A 14,185-nucleotide genomic window follows, 5' to 3' on the forward strand; every position below is an offset into this window, starting at 1 on the left:
TCAGTCGTCGATCTCCTCGGTCGCGAACCGCCCGGACGCGTAGCTGATGATCGTGCCCTTCTCGGCCGTCGAGAGGAGCCGGGCGAGGGCGTCGCGGCGCTCCGACGCGTCGTCCTCGTGGTCGACGCGGCCGGTGACGTCGATGTTGTCGTGGCGGTGGGTCTCGACCGTGACCATGAACCCGCCGTCGGGGTTGTGCGGCAGGGTCTTGACCGCGACCACCTCCGAGGCGCGGTACCAGTCACCGTCGGCGGCGCGGATCCAGCTGGGCTTGGCCATGCGCCGGATTCTGTCCGCCGTGACGGCCCGGCGTCACGCGCCGGTGACGGGACGCCGCCAGGCCGAGGAGAGCAGGCCGCTCGGGTCCCGCGGCGACAGGCGCGGTGTGCGGGGCGGACGCCCCGACAACACGGCTCCCACCGCGGCGAGCTCGCCCGGCTCGACCCCGAGGGCGGCGAGCATCTCCGCCGCCTGACCCCACGGCCGGGCGAGCAGGGCGGTGAGCAGGCCCGATGAGGTCACGGTGCCGTCGACCGCGGCGCCCGCGAGGACCTCCGCGACGGCCGGGCCGGCGACCGGCCCGCCCCCGTCGTGCGCCACCGGCTCCGACACCGACGACGACGCCACGAGCGACATCGCCGCGCCCGCGGTGGCGGCGGTGACACCCACGACCTCGAGCAGCCCCGCCTCCGGGCCCTCGGCGCGCACCAGCCCGAGCAGCAGGTGCCCGGTGCCGAAGGACCCGTGCCCGCGCTCCTCGGCCTCCCGCCACGCGAGCGCCACGATCCGCTCGGCGTCGTCGGTCACCGTGCGCGGCCGCGGGCGTGGGGCGGGTGCGACGCCGGGGAGCCCGGCGAGCGTGTCGTGGATGGGTGTCGTCATCCCCATGGCCGTTCTGTAGTGCGTCGCGCGGCGCGGGGCGAACAGGCGCGCGGGCACCCGGGCACGTCCGGGTCCGCGACGACACCGCCGGTCATCGCGGGTGACCACGCCCGGGGCCCGCTCGCTCGGGATGTGACGACCGTGGGGGACGGGGTTCGACGTCGCGTGACCCGGGGCTGCGGGGCCGGCGATGCAGCCGCCTGTCCGGCGGATTCGGCACCGACACGCCGGTCGGCGCAAGGATCGCTTCGCTGCGCGGACAGCTCGGATCGGCGGGGCGGGGATCGGGGTGCGGGGAGGCGGGGAGGCGGGGAGGCGGGGACCGAGGGACGCCCTGGGTGCGTGGCAGGCAGCGAAGGCGTCCCTCGCGCCGCGGGTGTGTGGTGGTGGGCGGAGACCGAGGGGTGCCCTGGGGTGTGGCGCCGGGGACCGAGGGACGCCCTGGGTGCGTGGCAGGCAGCGAAGGCGCCCCTCGCGCCATGGGGGTCGCAGCGAGGGCGTCCTTCGCTCCGTCTCGGCGCGCCGACTCTGCGGCCGATGCTTCGGCTTTCGAAGCGTCCGCGGCACCTCAGCACCCCCGCCCCGCCCCCGGACACCATCTCCGGCCGATGCTTCGGTATTCGAAGCGTCTCCCGGACCTCAGCGGCCTCCCCCGCACCGCCGGGCGCCCGCACCGACACCCCGCGGCCGACGCGTCGATGTCCGCGACGCCCCTCAGGACTCGACGGGCTCCCCGACCGCGTGGTCGTAGTACCGCAGCACCCCGCGAGCTCCGTGCACCGCGAACCCCGCGCCCGGGTCGACGGGCTCGGCGGGGGCGGCCGCGACCACGGCGCGCAGGTGCCGGTCCACGAGCGCGTCGAACGCCTCCCAGCGCGCGACGGCGGCGTCGAGGTCCCGGGGGTCGACGTCCGCGTCCGGCGCGAAGTCGCGCTCGGCCACGGCGAGGGCGTCGGCGAGAGCCGCGCGGGCCTGCGGGTCGATGCCCTCGAGGTCGGCGTCGAGGACCAGCCGCACCGCCCAGAAGACGTCGTCGACGTGGTACCCGAGCCAGTGCCGGCGCCGGTGGATCGCACCCAGGTCCGGCCAGCGCTTGCGTGCCGCCTGCCGCGAATGCCCGGTGACCCCGCCCAGGTCGGCGAGGCTCGCCCCGAGCCACACGGCCACCTCGGCCCGCCGGGCGGCCGCCGCGAGGCTCGCGGCGCGGACGTCGGCCTCGACCGCCAGCGCCGACCCGAGGCCGGCGAGGGCGCGGTGCCGCGCCGCGCGCTCGCCGCCCCGGTCGTCCGGCTTCGGGCCCGGGTCGGCGACGTCGACCCGATCGGCGCCCTCGTCCACGGCACGGTCGATCGACAACTTCAGGTTCACACCCCGCAGCGTCGCACATCGTGTCAACCGACGGTTCACACAAGACAGAACGTCACCGTTCCCGGCCGACGGAGGAGGCGATACGCTGAGCGGGTGAGATGAGGCACCGCCGATCTCACGCAGCGCGATCAGCCTGGGGGGTTGAGCATGACGAGCACGATCACCGGCGTCACCGCACCGGCCGCACTGGCCGCCCTGGCCGCCCTGGCAGCACTGCCGTCGCGGCGTGGGATGACACCGGCCGAGGCCCGCGCGGCCCAGGTGCTCGGGATGGCCTGGGAGCCGGCCGAGATCGTCGAGCTCGCGATCGAGTGGGTCGGAGCCGGCCGCGACGCCGCCTCCCTCGTCGACCTCGCCGGGCGCGGCTGGGACGACCCGGCCGTGCCGCTGCTCTGGGACCTCGCGCTCGACGACCTCGGGGCGGCGCACTCGACGCCGCGCACCGCCGATCGTCTCGTATCGGCCTACCTCGCCCGCCGGACCGAGCGCGCCGCCCGCGTCCCCGCCCCGCGCTGCACGTATTGCGGCACCGTCGGAACGGTGGTCACGCCGGCCTGACCTCAGGTCCCCACGAACCCGGTGCGCGGGCCCTCGTCGTGCACGCGCGCGAGCACGACGGCATCGGTGCGCACGGTGGTGCCGTCGCCGAGATCGAGCGTCGGGTGCGACTCGCGTGCCTCCAGGTGGGCCACGATCCGCGCGCGGAGGGACGCGGCCGCGTCGTCGTCGAGGTTGGTGACGGTGTGCTCGTGACCGCTGCGCAGGGCCACGTACAGGCTGGAGCTCATGGGTCCAGCGTGATCCCTCCGGCGGAGGGACGGGGCCGTGTTCGCCGAGGGCAGGACACCGTCCCGGAACCCGGGACCGATCGTCCCGAGTAGTGCGCCGAACGGACCAATGACCCACTAGGGTGATCGTTCGTGGCGAGCGGGGGCTGGACGGGTGCGCCCACGCCACGCCACGCCCGCTGGTGGGTGACGGGCGCCCTCGGCGTCGTCGTGCTGGTCGGGGTGCTCGTCCTCGTCCTGCGCTCGCCGACGTTCCGGGCCACCGCGACGGCCGTGGCGACGCCCGCCGACGTCGCCGGCACGGTCGTCGGCCTCGCCGCGACCGTCCCCGTCCGGTCCGCGGCGGCGCGTGACGCCGGCGTGGACACCGACCGGGCCCCCGACGTCGACGTCACCGCGTCCACCGCCGGGATCGTCACCGTCGCCGCGCCCGGCGACTCCCCCGAACAGGCGCGCGATCTCGCCCGCGCGACCGTCGTCGCGCTCGCCGACACGCAGGGCCGCCTCGACACCGCGCGGCTCCGCGCGGACCTCGCGCCCCTCGACGGGCAGATGCTGGAGCTGACGACGGCGCTGCGCGCGACGCCCCTCGGCGATCCCGCCCGGGGCCCGCTGGAACAGCGCTACGCCGCGCTCGCGACCGCCGTCGCCGAGCGCACCGCCGCCCCCGTGCCCCGGCTGCTGCCCGACGGCGACCCGGTGGTCACGACCGAACGACCGCCGTGGGTCGAGGTGCTGCTGACCGTCCTGGCGGTGGCGGCGCTCGTCGGGGTCGGCCTCCTGGTGGCGCGGGCCCTCCGCGGCGAGCGGGCCGCGCGAGCCCGCCGGGAGCGGACCCTCGCGCTCGCGCGCGTCGACGGTCCGCACGCCGTCGTGCACCCCGGCGACGACGTCCCGGCGGTGCTCACCCGCCTCTACGCCGACGTGGTGCGCGGCCGCGGACCGGTCCTGGTGTTCCAGCTCGCCGATCCGCGGGCGCGCGACGTCGGCCGCGACCTCGTCGAGGCCGCCCGCATCACCGGCGACGTGCTCCCGCGGCGCGACCTGACGGCCGACGGGCGGCACCCCGTGCCCGACGACCGGGACGAGCCGGCGGTCTACACGCTGCGTCGACCCCGCCCCGACGACGACGCGCTGGGCCGGGTGCTGGCGGTGGGCGTGCGGTCCGCGCTCGTCGCCGTCGACACCCGCCGGGCGCTGCCCGCGCGCCTGGCGGACACCGTCTCGGCGCTCGAGGGCGCCGCGGTCGGCGTCCGGGGCGTCGTGGTCTGGCGTGGCCGCTTCCCGCGGGCGCAGACTCCCCCGACCACCCGCGACGCGGCGACCGTCGCCGGTGGCGCTCCCCCACCCGGCTCGCCCGGTTCCGGCGGCGACACCGCCGCCGGCCCCTGACACGGCGCTCCCCCCGCTCCCCCGCACCACCCCCGCAGCCCCCCGTGGCCCTCCGGCCGCCTCCCGACGAGGAGCTCCCGTGTCCGACCAGGACCCGTCCCAGGACCCACCCCACGACCCACTCCACGACCCGGCACCGGGACCCGCCACGCCCCCGGTCGAGGACGGCGCGGTCCTGCGGTCCTGGCACCGCCGCCCGGTGGTGTGGGTGGCTGCGGCGCTGGTCGTGCTCGCGGTCGTGGGGGTGACCGTGACGGTCGGGGTCCGGCAGGCCACGGCCGACACCTCGACGGGCATGCTCCGCATCGCGCACCTGTCCCCGGTGACCCCGTCGGTGGACATGTACGTCACCGGCCCGGACCTCCCGGAGACCCTCGTCGCGCCGGGCGTCGCCTACCGCGGCACGTCGCCGTACCTCACCGAGCCCGCCGGCACGTACACGCTGACCGCGCGCCCGGCGGGCGCGCCGGCGGCCAGCCCGCCCGCGGTCCGGGTGTCGGTGGAGGTGCCGGCCGGCACCGCGCAGACCGCGGCGTTCGTCGACTCCACCGTCTCGGGTGCCCCGGAGCTGCAGGTGCTCGACGACCAGACCGCACCCGCGCCGGCGGGCTCCGCGCAGGTACGCGTCGTGCAGGGCGCCAACGGGGTCGGGGCGCTCGACGTCGACCTCGACGGCGGACCGCCCCTGGCCCGCGACCTGTTCTACGGCTCGACGACGCCGTACGTCACCGTTCCCGCGCGGGCGTGGGAGGTGCGGCTCCGGTCCCGTCTCGGGTCGACCAACCAGACCACGGTGCCGCTGTCGGACACCGGGGTGACGACGCTGTTCGTCGGCCGCGAGCCCGACGGTCAGCTCATCGTGGCGGCCGTCCCGGACGCCGCGACCGTGGCCGGGGTGCCCGCGCCGGGGACGGAGCCGACGACGCTCCCGGCGACCCCGACCCCGCGCCCGACGCCGGACCCGGAGACTCCCCTGCCGACGCCGCCGCGCGTGCCGCCGGTGCCGCGCGGGGGCACCGAGGCGGGCCTCGGCGGGCTGGCGCAGCCGACCCTGCCCTCGGCGATCGGCAACTGGTTCTCGGGCTTCTTCTCCGACGACGACGAGGTGCCGCCCGCACCGCGGATGCCGCTGGCGGCGGCACTGGCCGCGCCCGACGGCCTGCGCCCGACGGCCATGCATATCCCGTCGATCGGGCTCGCCGCGCTCAAGCTCGCCGACCTGCGCATCGATTACCGGGGAGCGCTGCAGGTGCCGACCGACTTCGGGCAGGTCGGCTGGTACACGTCGAGCGCGGTGCCCGGCGACCCCGGACCCGCGGTGTTCGCCGGGCACGTCGACACGCGGCGCGGGCCGGCGGTGTTCGCCCAGCTCGACCGGCTGCGCCCCGGCGACCTCGTCGAGGTCCCCCGCTCGGACGGGGGGACGGCGCGGTTCTCGGTCGACAGCGTCGAGTACTTCCCGAAGGACACGATGCCGAACGACCGCATCTACGGTCCCTCGACGGTGCCGCAGCTCCGTCTCCTGACGTGCGGCGGCCCCTTCGACGAGGGCACGCTGTCGTACCGGGACAACGTCGTCGTCTTCGCGACGCAACGCTGAGCGGAGCGGCGGGATCGAGGAGGGTCACGCGTGGACGCCATCGACGTGCTGGTCGACGCCTTCGCACGGGCGCAGGGAGATCTGACCCGGGCGGTCGACGGGCTGAGCCCCGACGAGCTGGCCTGGCGGCCGGACGGCGAGGCCAACCCGATCGCCTGGCTCGTGTGGCACCTGACCCGCGTGCAGGACGACCACGTCGCCGACCTCGCCGGCACCGAGCAGGTGTGGACCGCCGACGGCTGGGCGCGGCGGTTCGACCTCCCGCTCGACGACGCCTCGATCGGCTACGGGCACACCAGCGAGCAGGTCGCGGCGGTCCGCGTCGACGACCCGTCGCTGCTCACCGGGTACCACGACGCCGTCCACGAGCGCACGGTCGCCTACCTGCGGACCCTGGAGGGCGAGGACCTCGACGAGGTCATCGACGACCGCTGGGACCCGCCGGTGACCCGCGGGGTGCGGCTGGTCAGCGTGGTGGACGACGACATCCAGCACGCCGGCCAGGCCGCCTACCTCGCCGGCCTGGTCCGGCGCCGCCGCTGAGCTTCACCCCGTCGGGCACAGGCAGAACGGGTGGCCGACCGGGTCGATGAGCACGCGCCACCGCTCGCCGGGCTGGTGGTCGGGCACCGTCGCGCCCAGCTCGCGGGCCCGGGCGATCGCGGCGTCGAGGTCGTCGACACCGAGGTCGAGGTGGTAGCGCTTGGTGCCCTCCGGGTCCGGCCAGGGCGGCGGCGTCCAGCCCGGCACGCGACCGAACCCGATCGGCGCGCCCTCGCCGGAGATCATCGCGTACTCGTCCTCGGCGTGGACCGTCGTCCAGCCCAGCAGCGCGCCGTAGAAGGCGGCCTGGGCGCGGGGGTCGGGACCGTCCAGATTGATCATGGCCAGATTGATCGTGTCGAGCGTGGTGGGCATCGCGGCCTCCTGGCCTCGTGCGGGAGCGGACACCGACGACGCTAGGACCTGTTCCTGACAGGTCGCGTCAGGTAGCCGGCGACTTTTCCCGGCCCGCGTCCGACCGGGTCGTCCCCGGTCACCCGACGTGGTGAACCCGGACGTCACGGGCTTCAGGACGGTAACGACCACGAGTCTCCCTGCGACATCGCTCACACAGCGTCCGCATGGCCGCTGGTCGCTAGGCCATTCGGGGGTTGATCATGGGGCACCACCACCGGCGCGACGACGGTCCGGTGACGGTCGTGGCCGCGCCGACGGTGCCGCCCGTGCCGACCGTGCCCCGGCACGCCGCCCGCCCGGTCGCCCTCGACGCCCCGCCCGCGGGGCTCGGCTACCCGGCGCCGACGGCCTACCGCCCGCACCCCGTCACCGGGGTGCCGACGCCGCCCGCGATCCCCGCGCCGGCACGCACGCCCGCCGCACCCCGCCGGTCCGCCCGCCGCTCCGCCGGCACCCGCGCCCCGCTGACCATCGCGGTCGCCGGCGCGGCCATGGCGCTCGTCGGCGTCGGCTCGCAGCTGCCCGACCTCGTCCACGCCGTCGCGACCACGGCCGCGAGCTCGCCGGCTCCCGCCGCGGTGCCGAGCGCCCCCGTCGCCCCGGTGCACGCGCCGGCCGTCGCCCGCCAGTGCGCCGCGGTCGTCGCCGACGCCCTCGACGACACCGTCGCCACCCTCGGCCGCACCCCGAGCGCGCAGTGGACCGGCGTCCTCGACGCGCGCGGCGACGCGCTGGCCGCGACCTACGGCGAGACCTCGCCCGAGCACCGCGCCTTCGAGCGCGGCGCCGACGACATCCTCGCCTGGATGCGCGCCGACACCTCGGAGGACTACGGCGCCGTCACCATGCGCGTCGCCCGCTCCGTCGCCGCGACCTGCGGCGCCTGACCCCATGTGAGCGGAATTCCCGGCTATAGCCGGGAATTTCGCTCACGTACGGGGCGGCGCGGGCGGACGATGCCCACCGCGGCCAGGAGGGCGGAGACGCCGCCGGTGGCGACGGCGACGTGCTGCAGCACGATCGGCAGGAACACCACACCCGTCGAGCCCTCGGAGATCAGGGCGCACCGCATCTCGCGGATGCCCGGCTTGCCGGCCGCCGCGTCGGCGGGCGGCGTGCCGCCGGCCGCGGAGGGGTCGGTGCCCTCCGCCGGCACCGGGTGGGTCGGCGCGTTGTCGGCGGGCGCCGTGTGCGGCGGGGCCGTGTCGGTCACGAGCATCTCGTGGTCCGAGTCGCTCCACGCGTCCTCGAAGGTCGCGCGCGGCACGACGGACACCGCGCCGCTGGGGTCGCCGGGGTCGGCGAGGTAGACGTTCTCGTCGTCGATGCCGGTCACGACCACCGCGTGGTTGGCGTCGGTGCCGCCGTCGGCGGCGTCGTCGTCCTGGTGGTACCAGATCTCGTCGGCGTCGACGTAGGCGATGATGTCGCGGTCCTGGTCGAGCAGGAGCTCGAGGTCCTTGAGGCTCCCGTGCGTCGTCGTCGCGGGGATGCCGTAGCTCTCCAGCAGCGCCTCGCCCTCGGACGAGGTCATCCCCGACGCGTCGTCGGGGCGCCCGTCGCCGTCGGCGTCGGTGGTGGTCAGCCAGCCGTGCGCGACGGCGCGGTCCACGACCTCCTGCTCGCCGACGTTGTGGCCCTGCCACTCGCCCACGACCTGGGCCACCGACGCCGGGACGCAGTAGCCGTTGGTCGACTGCGCGTACCAGTACGACGACGCCTGCGCCGGGTCGCCGTGCATCCCGTCGTCGCGGGCGGCGGAGGCGTCGGCCGGGAGGGCGCCGTCGCGGAAGTTGTCCTCGTGGCGGTACCAGTCGGTCGACCAGCCGCCGGTGATCGGGTGCACCTCGTCGTCGGTGACGAGCCCGTCGCCGTTCGCGTCGGTCCAGCCGAGGTCGAGCACGCCGTCACCGTCGGTGTCAACCGCGGTGACGTCGACGCGCCCGTCGCCGTCGAGATCGGTGAACAGGTCCATGGGCTCGGGGGCGTCCTCGGCGACCATCTCGGTGACGTCGTCCACGGCGCTCTCCCTCGTCGGCGACGCCGCGCCCCTCCGGCACCGGCGTCGGGCCTTCGACGCCGGGGCGGACCGGGATTGTTCCCGGCTCAGGCCTGCGAGATCAGGGCCTCGGTGCGCACGGCGTTGAGGTGCCGCTCACGCGCGGTGCGACGGGCCCGGTCGGCGGCCTGGTTCTGGGCGACGGTGACGCCCAGCAGCGCCCCACCCAGGAAGATCACACCGACGACGACCACGGCCACGATCACGAACATCCGACTCTCTCCTTCGTCCCCCGAGCGCCGGGAACGCCCCGCACTCACGGATCCAGACGGGTGTCGGGCCTTCCGGTTGGCGGTCACGCTGCGTCGGCAACGTCACGACCGCCGACCTGACCGGTGGACGCAACCTCACCGCCGTGACGCGCCCGTGACCGGACACCGGCCCGTAACACCCGCGAGCGCATCCCCACCGGCCGGCCGGGGTAGGCAGTGCCGTGATGGACAGCGAGCCCCGCACGCCTGCCGAGAGGGACCTCGACGCCGAGGAGGGCATGGACCGCCCCGAGCCCACCGACGACACGGCACCCGACGCCGACCCCGACGAGGTCGAGCCGGCGTTCGACATCGACCTGGAGCCCGACGAGCAGGGCACCGCCGAGGCCGGCGAGGAGCCGACCGGCTAGCTCACGAGCACACTCACCAACCCAGCAGCGCCGGGATCCGCTCGCCGACGACCGGCCCCATGGTCCGGCTGTACGTCGCCGAGACGTGGTTGTCGTCGAGGTAGACGAGCACGTTGCCGATCTCGGGCGGGCAGCTCACCGGGCCGCACAGCTCGTTCGAGAGGTCCAGGAACGCCACGTTGCCCGGCACGCCCGGCGTCGACGTCCAGGGCGGATCGTCGGCCAGGAGCTCCGCGCGCGGGATCGCACACTCGTCGGCGCCCCGCCCGTAGGACTCCAGGCACTCCGCGGGCTCGTGGTCGAAGCGCGGGTTGTCGCGCACGGCGAGCACCGGGACGCCGGCCTCGTCGAGGCGCTGCCACCCGGCGACGAACCCGTCGGGGGTCTGCTCGGTCAGCCCGGCCCGGACGTCGCGGGTGGCGCTGACGACCACGGCGTCCGGCGCGTCGGCCGCGAGGTGCTCGATCGCCGCCGCGTTCCAGTCGACGCACGTCGCGTCGGCCGGGTCGGTCTCCGACGTCGTCGCGAACGGGCACCGGGCGCGGACGAGGGTAGTGACCTCCCAGTTCTGCTCGCGGGCGACGGGCTCGAGCGCGGGCAGGAACTGCTGCATGTGGGAGTCGCCCACGACCGTGATCCGCCGCGCCGGCTCCCCCTCGGCACGCACGGGGACGCACTGCTCGAGGACGGGGTGGTCGGGCACCGGGGCGCAGCCGTCGCGGTACTGCGCCCAGTCGTCCTGGACGCGGGCCACCGACGGCTGCACCGGCACGCTCTCCTCGGTGTCAGCGACGTAGTCCGGGCCGAGCGCGACGGCCCCGGGGTGGCGCTGGTCGCCCACCTCCGGGTCCGGACCGGCCGCGACGACCGCCGACCACACACCCAGGGCGGCCAGCGCCGGCGCCAGGCACGCCGCCACGACGAGCGGCGCCCGGACCGGGCCGCCGAGACGCTCGCGGGGCAGGCGGCGCAGCGGCTCCTCGAGGACGTGGTGGGTGCCGACCGCGAGCGCCACCGAGATCGCGACGACCACCAGGCCGCCGGTCACCCCCGCCGTCGCGCTGCCGGTGAGCACGAGCAGGGTGACGAGCACCGGCCAGTGCCAGAGATAGAGCGGGTAGCTGATCCGGCCGAGGTACTGGGCGGTCGCGCCGGTCAGCAGCCGGTCGGCGACGCCCGCGCGCCCGGCCACGATGACCGCGACCGCCGAGAGCACCGGCCACAGCGCGAGGTAGCCGGGGAACGCAGCGCCGACGTCGAGCACCGCGCCGCACGTCACGAGCCCGGCGACACCGAGCACGCCGAGCACCGCGCGCGTCGCCCGGCCGAGCCGGATGCGGTCGGCGACGAGAGCGAGGACGCCGCCGAGCGCGAACTCCCACACGCGGGTGCGGGCGTCGAAGTAGGCGACGGCCTGGTCGGACGCCGTCGCGGCCACGGAGTACGCGAACGACGCGAGGCCGGCGCCGGTGAGGACGACGAGCAAGGCGGCGCGCACGTCGAACCCCCGCCAGCGCGCCCACCGCGCGACGAGCAGCACGAGGACCGGCGCCAGCAGGTAGAACTGCGCCTGGATCGACAGCGACCAGAAGTGCTGGGCGACGCTCGCCGAGCCGTGGTTCGCGTAGTAGTCGACGGCGTCGGCCGCCAGGCGCCAGTTCTCGACGAAGAACGCCGACGCCAGCAGCTCGTGGAGGTTCCGCGTCCACGTCGAGGCCGGCAGGAGCACGGCCGCGACGACCGCGCTCACCGCCAGGACCAGGCCGGCGGTCGGAACGAGGCGCCAGAACAGGCGCGTCCACGTCGCGGCGACCTCGACGCGCCGGCCCCGGATCGCCGTGCGGGAGAGCATCCCGAGCACGAAGAAGCCCGAGAGCAGGAAGAACACGTCGACGCCGCCGGAGACCCGCCCGACCCACACGTGGTAGACGACGACCAGGACGGCCGCGAGTCCCCGCAGACCCTCGATCTCTCCGCGGCGCTCGGTCCGCGAGGTCGCGCCGGAGGTGCCGGACGTGCCGGCCGTGCCGTGGTCGGCGGTCGCGAGCCGGCTCACGTCCCCTGGTCCTCCTCACGATCACGGATCTCCGCGGCCCCCAGCCTCCCCGACGGCCCCGAGCGGGCCGACGGCGGGCAGGTCGCCGGAGAGATCATCCAACCGGGACACTGGTCGGGTGAGCGTGACGCGGCGCCTCGTCGTCTGCTGCGACGGGACCTGGAACACGGCCACCGACCGCACCAACGTCCGGCGGCTCCACGACCGGCTCGCCGCGACCGACGACCAGGTGCCCCGGTACTTCCCCGGCGTCGGCACCGACGGCGGACCCGTCCGGCGGGTGCTCGACGGCGCGCTGGGCCTCGGCCTCGCCGCCCACATCGCCGAGGCCTACCGCTGGCTCGCCGAGACCTTCCGGCCCGGCGACGAGCTGGTGCTGCTCGGGTTCAGCCGCGGCGCGTTCACCGTGCGCAGCCTCGTCGGGATGCTCGCACGCTGCGGGCTCGTCGCCTTCACCGCCGACCAGGACGACGCGGCGCGGGACGCGCTCGTGGCGCGGATCTACGCCGAGGGCTACCGCGCGCGGCACGACCTCGACGGGCTCACCTTCCACCCGGGCTTCGGTCCCGACGACCGCGCGCCCGTCGCGTTCCTCGGCGTGTGGGACACGGTGGGCGCGCTCGGCGTCCCGAAGACCTTCGGGCTGGTGTCGTCGGTGGTCGGCGGCGAGCGCGTCCAGTTCCACGACCTCGAGCTCACCCCCGACGTCCGGCACGCCCGGCAGGCGCTGGCCCTCGAGGAGATGCGCGGACCGTACGTGCCGTCGGTGTGGCGGACGCCGCCCGAGGGCCGGCACGACTCGTTCGCCCAGGTCTGGTTCCCGGGCGGCCACGGTGACGTCGGCGGCGGCAAGCCCGACACCGACCTCTCCGACGGCGCGCTGCGCTGGATGATCGACGAGCTGGACGCGACGGTCGCGCCGCGCTGGGCACCGGACGCCCCGGCCCGCCCGGAGGGCCGTCCGTGCGGCGCGCTGGACGACGGCGTCGGCGGTGTCTGGCGGTTCCTGAGCCCACGACCCCGGTCGGCACCGCACGTCGTCGACGGCGCCGACGACGTCAGCGCCTCCGCCGCCGCCCGCCGCCGCTGCGACCTGACGCCGCCCTACCGCCCCGGGCGTGTGCCGTCCGACGACGGCGAGACCGTCGTGGTCGACGCCGTCGAGCCCTGGGTCGAGACCGGGCTCTACCTGCCGCCCGGCCGCTACGCGCTCGCGGCGTCGGGGTCGTGGCGCGACCACGGCGCCGCCTCGCCGGCGACCGGCGCCTCGCCCTGGCCGGTCACGTCGTGGCCGTCCTACGCGGTCGGGACGGTGCTCGACGGGGTGCGCGCGCTCGTCGAGCGGGTCACGGGCAACCCGCGCGCCGACGTCGTCGGCAGCCGCCGGGTGCCGGAGGCCCGGTGGCTCGAGCTGGTCGCCGCCGTGGCGAACGACGTCGTCGACCTCGACGGCACCGTGCACGAGGGCACGACCGTGCCCATCGGGGCCCGCGGCGAGCGCGGGCTGGCCCTCACCCGCGGCGGCTATCTCTACGCCTTCGCCAACGACGCCTGGACCGGCTACGGCTCCCATCGCGGCGCGGTGACGCTACGGGTCACGCGGCGCGGCTGACCCACCCCGTCCACCCGGTCGGCTCAGCCCCTGCTCCAGCGCACGTCACGGCGAGGTTGTCCCTCGGTCGTGTGAGTTCCGAGATCGGGCCGTTATCGAGTCGTGACATCACTCGTTGGTCGACTCAAGGGAACGCCGCGTCACGTTCCCGGACGTACAGGGTCTGCGACCCCGTGCGTCGACCACGCTTCCCACCCTGACGCGAGAGGTTCCCGAACATGGGCACGCACTCCGCCCGCCGCTCCGGCGGCGCCATGACCACCGTCGCGAGCCGTGGGCTCTTCACCGCCACTGCCGCGTTCGCGCTGGTCGGCGGCAGCGCCGGAATGGCGTTCGCCGGTGAGGCCCCGTCGCACGGGCACGAGAGCTCGAGCGACAGCGACCACGGCAGCGAGCACAAGAGCAGCGAGAACTGCGAGATCCGGATCGTCGACAAGGGCGGCGAGACGGTCGGCCACGTGGCCAACACCGCCACGGGCAACGCGACCGCCTCCACGCTCGAGACCGTCAACGCCGCGAGCAAGCCGGTGCACGACGCCGCCTGCCCGCCGGCCAAGGAGATCCTCGGCGCGGTCGACGGCAGCGTGCCCGGGGCCCACCAGGTCTCGAGCACCGCGCAGTCGACCCTCGACACCGTCGCGGGCTCCCTGCCCGGCGGGTCGGACGGCGGCGACTCCGAGGAGTAGGTCGCACCACACGCACGACCTTCACGGCCCGGGTGGCATCCCCGAAACGCCACCCGGGCCGTGTGCTGTCCGGGGCCGGTCGTGGGGCCGGTCGTTCGGGGCCGGTCGTCCGTCACCGGGGGCGGAACCGCGTCGGCCCCGGCCCGTCGGGGGATCGGGC

General features: G+C 75.9%; 16 protein-coding genes. 8 read left to right on the forward strand and 8 right to left on the reverse strand.

Annotated features, from left to right (window positions below; translation table 11 throughout):
- The 3 genes from QSK03_RS23230 to QSK03_RS23240 all read right to left on the reverse strand — a co-directional run bounded on the left by QSK03_RS23230 (position 1) and on the right by QSK03_RS23240 (position 2,250).
- On the reverse strand, positions 1 to 279 hold the full coding sequence (locus tag QSK03_RS23230) for a hypothetical protein (RefSeq protein ID WP_285657211.1): 279 nt from the start codon (positions 277 to 279) through the stop codon (positions 1 to 3).
- Positions 280 to 312: 33 nt separating this feature from the next.
- Positions 313 to 939 carry a Clp protease N-terminal domain-containing protein gene (locus QSK03_RS23235; RefSeq protein WP_285657212.1) on the reverse strand — a complete coding sequence of 209 codons (627 nt, stop codon included), beginning with the start codon at positions 937 to 939 and terminating at the stop codon, positions 313 to 315.
- 657 nt (positions 940 to 1,596) lie between these two features.
- Positions 1,597 to 2,250: a hypothetical protein gene (locus tag QSK03_RS23240; protein ID WP_285657213.1), complete on the reverse strand. Its 654-nt coding sequence runs from the start codon at positions 2,248 to 2,250 to the stop codon at positions 1,597 to 1,599.
- Positions 2,251 to 2,397: 147 nt separating this feature from the next.
- On the opposite strand from QSK03_RS23240, the gene QSK03_RS23245 reads away from it, so the two are divergent.
- Complete coding sequence (locus QSK03_RS23245; protein ID WP_285657214.1) at positions 2,398 to 2,808, forward strand: hypothetical protein; 411 nt, start codon at positions 2,398 to 2,400, stop codon at positions 2,806 to 2,808.
- Between the two features lie 2 nt (positions 2,809 to 2,810).
- Here QSK03_RS23245 and QSK03_RS23250 read toward each other — a convergent pair whose 3' ends face one another.
- Entirely contained in the window at positions 2,811 to 3,038 is a 228-nt protein-coding gene (locus QSK03_RS23250) for a hypothetical protein (RefSeq protein WP_285657217.1), read from the reverse strand.
- Positions 3,039 to 3,170: 132 nt separating this feature from the next.
- Between QSK03_RS23250 and QSK03_RS23255 the strand changes: the two genes are divergently transcribed.
- The 3 genes from QSK03_RS23255 to QSK03_RS23265 all read left to right on the forward strand — a co-directional run bounded on the left by QSK03_RS23255 (position 3,171) and on the right by QSK03_RS23265 (position 6,573).
- Positions 3,171 to 4,430 carry a hypothetical protein gene (locus tag QSK03_RS23255; protein WP_285657219.1) on the forward strand — a complete coding sequence of 420 codons (1,260 nt, stop codon included), beginning with the start codon at positions 3,171 to 3,173 and terminating at the stop codon, positions 4,428 to 4,430.
- 79 nt (positions 4,431 to 4,509) lie between these two features.
- Positions 4,510 to 6,030 carry a class F sortase gene (locus QSK03_RS23260; protein WP_285657220.1) on the forward strand — a complete coding sequence of 507 codons (1,521 nt, stop codon included), beginning with the start codon at positions 4,510 to 4,512 and terminating at the stop codon, positions 6,028 to 6,030.
- Between the two features lie 30 nt (positions 6,031 to 6,060).
- A complete protein-coding gene (locus tag QSK03_RS23265) occupies positions 6,061 to 6,573 on the forward strand; it encodes a mycothiol transferase (protein ID WP_285657222.1) in 513 nt (170 codons plus the stop codon).
- A gap of 3 nt (positions 6,574 to 6,576) precedes the next feature.
- Here QSK03_RS23265 and QSK03_RS23270 read toward each other — a convergent pair whose 3' ends face one another.
- Positions 6,577 to 6,948 (reverse strand): VOC family protein, encoded by a 372-nt coding sequence (locus tag QSK03_RS23270; protein WP_285657224.1) that lies wholly within the window; start codon positions 6,946 to 6,948, stop codon positions 6,577 to 6,579.
- 242 nt (positions 6,949 to 7,190) lie between these two features.
- On the opposite strand from QSK03_RS23270, the gene QSK03_RS23275 reads away from it, so the two are divergent.
- Positions 7,191 to 7,877 (forward strand): hypothetical protein, encoded by a 687-nt coding sequence (locus tag QSK03_RS23275; RefSeq protein WP_285657226.1) that lies wholly within the window; start codon positions 7,191 to 7,193, stop codon positions 7,875 to 7,877.
- A 23-nt stretch (positions 7,878 to 7,900) separates the two neighbouring features.
- Here the strand turns inward: QSK03_RS23275 and QSK03_RS23280 are convergent, their stop codons facing one another.
- Both QSK03_RS23280 and QSK03_RS23285 read right to left on the reverse strand, forming a co-directional pair.
- Positions 7,901 to 9,010 (reverse strand): C39 family peptidase, encoded by a 1,110-nt coding sequence (locus tag QSK03_RS23280; RefSeq protein WP_285657228.1) that lies wholly within the window; start codon positions 9,008 to 9,010, stop codon positions 7,901 to 7,903.
- Between the two features lie 86 nt (positions 9,011 to 9,096).
- On the reverse strand, positions 9,097 to 9,261 hold the full coding sequence (locus tag QSK03_RS23285) for a hypothetical protein (RefSeq protein ID WP_285657230.1): 165 nt from the start codon (positions 9,259 to 9,261) through the stop codon (positions 9,097 to 9,099).
- Between the two features lie 224 nt (positions 9,262 to 9,485).
- Here QSK03_RS23285 and QSK03_RS23290 point away from each other — a divergent pair, with 224 nt between their 5' ends.
- Positions 9,486 to 9,671 (forward strand): hypothetical protein, encoded by a 186-nt coding sequence (locus QSK03_RS23290; protein ID WP_285657232.1) that lies wholly within the window; start codon positions 9,486 to 9,488, stop codon positions 9,669 to 9,671.
- A gap of 13 nt (positions 9,672 to 9,684) precedes the next feature.
- On the opposite strand, the gene QSK03_RS23295 is transcribed toward QSK03_RS23290, so the two are convergent.
- Complete coding sequence (locus QSK03_RS23295) at positions 9,685 to 11,727, reverse strand: acyltransferase family protein (RefSeq protein WP_285657234.1); 2,043 nt, start codon at positions 11,725 to 11,727, stop codon at positions 9,685 to 9,687.
- A gap of 118 nt (positions 11,728 to 11,845) precedes the next feature.
- Between QSK03_RS23295 and QSK03_RS23300 the strand changes: the two genes are divergently transcribed.
- Both QSK03_RS23300 and QSK03_RS23305 read left to right on the forward strand, forming a co-directional pair.
- A complete protein-coding gene (locus tag QSK03_RS23300; protein WP_285657236.1) occupies positions 11,846 to 13,339 on the forward strand; it encodes a T6SS phospholipase effector Tle1-like catalytic domain-containing protein in 1,494 nt (497 codons plus the stop codon).
- Positions 13,340 to 13,557: 218 nt separating this feature from the next.
- Positions 13,558 to 14,025 carry a hypothetical protein gene (locus QSK03_RS23305; RefSeq protein WP_285657238.1) on the forward strand — a complete coding sequence of 156 codons (468 nt, stop codon included), beginning with the start codon at positions 13,558 to 13,560 and terminating at the stop codon, positions 14,023 to 14,025.
- The last annotated feature ends 160 nt before the right edge of the window (positions 14,026 to 14,185 follow it).

This window comes from Actinomycetospora sp. NBRC 106375 (genome assembly GCF_030269665.1).
GTDB lineage: Bacteria > Actinomycetota > Actinomycetes > Mycobacteriales > Pseudonocardiaceae > Actinomycetospora.

Coding starts and splice junctions, on each gene's coding strand:
- QSK03_RS23230 (WP_285657211.1), bottom strand. CDS start 279: ATGGCCAAGCCCAGCTGGATCCGCGCCGCCGACGGTGACTGGTACCGC.
- QSK03_RS23245 (WP_285657214.1), top strand. CDS start 2,398: ATGACGAGCACGATCACCGGCGTCACCGCACCGGCCGCACTGGCCGCC.
- QSK03_RS23250 (WP_285657217.1), bottom strand. CDS start 3,038: ATGAGCTCCAGCCTGTACGTGGCCCTGCGCAGCGGTCACGAGCACACC.
- QSK03_RS23270 (WP_285657224.1), bottom strand. CDS start 6,948: ATGCCCACCACGCTCGACACGATCAATCTGGCCATGATCAATCTGGAC.
- QSK03_RS23275 (WP_285657226.1), top strand. CDS start 7,191: ATGGGGCACCACCACCGGCGCGACGACGGTCCGGTGACGGTCGTGGCC.
- QSK03_RS23285 (WP_285657230.1), bottom strand. CDS start 9,261: ATGTTCGTGATCGTGGCCGTGGTCGTCGTCGGTGTGATCTTCCTGGGT.
- QSK03_RS23290 (WP_285657232.1), top strand. CDS start 9,486: ATGGACAGCGAGCCCCGCACGCCTGCCGAGAGGGACCTCGACGCCGAG.
- QSK03_RS23305 (WP_285657238.1), top strand. CDS start 13,558: ATGGGCACGCACTCCGCCCGCCGCTCCGGCGGCGCCATGACCACCGTC.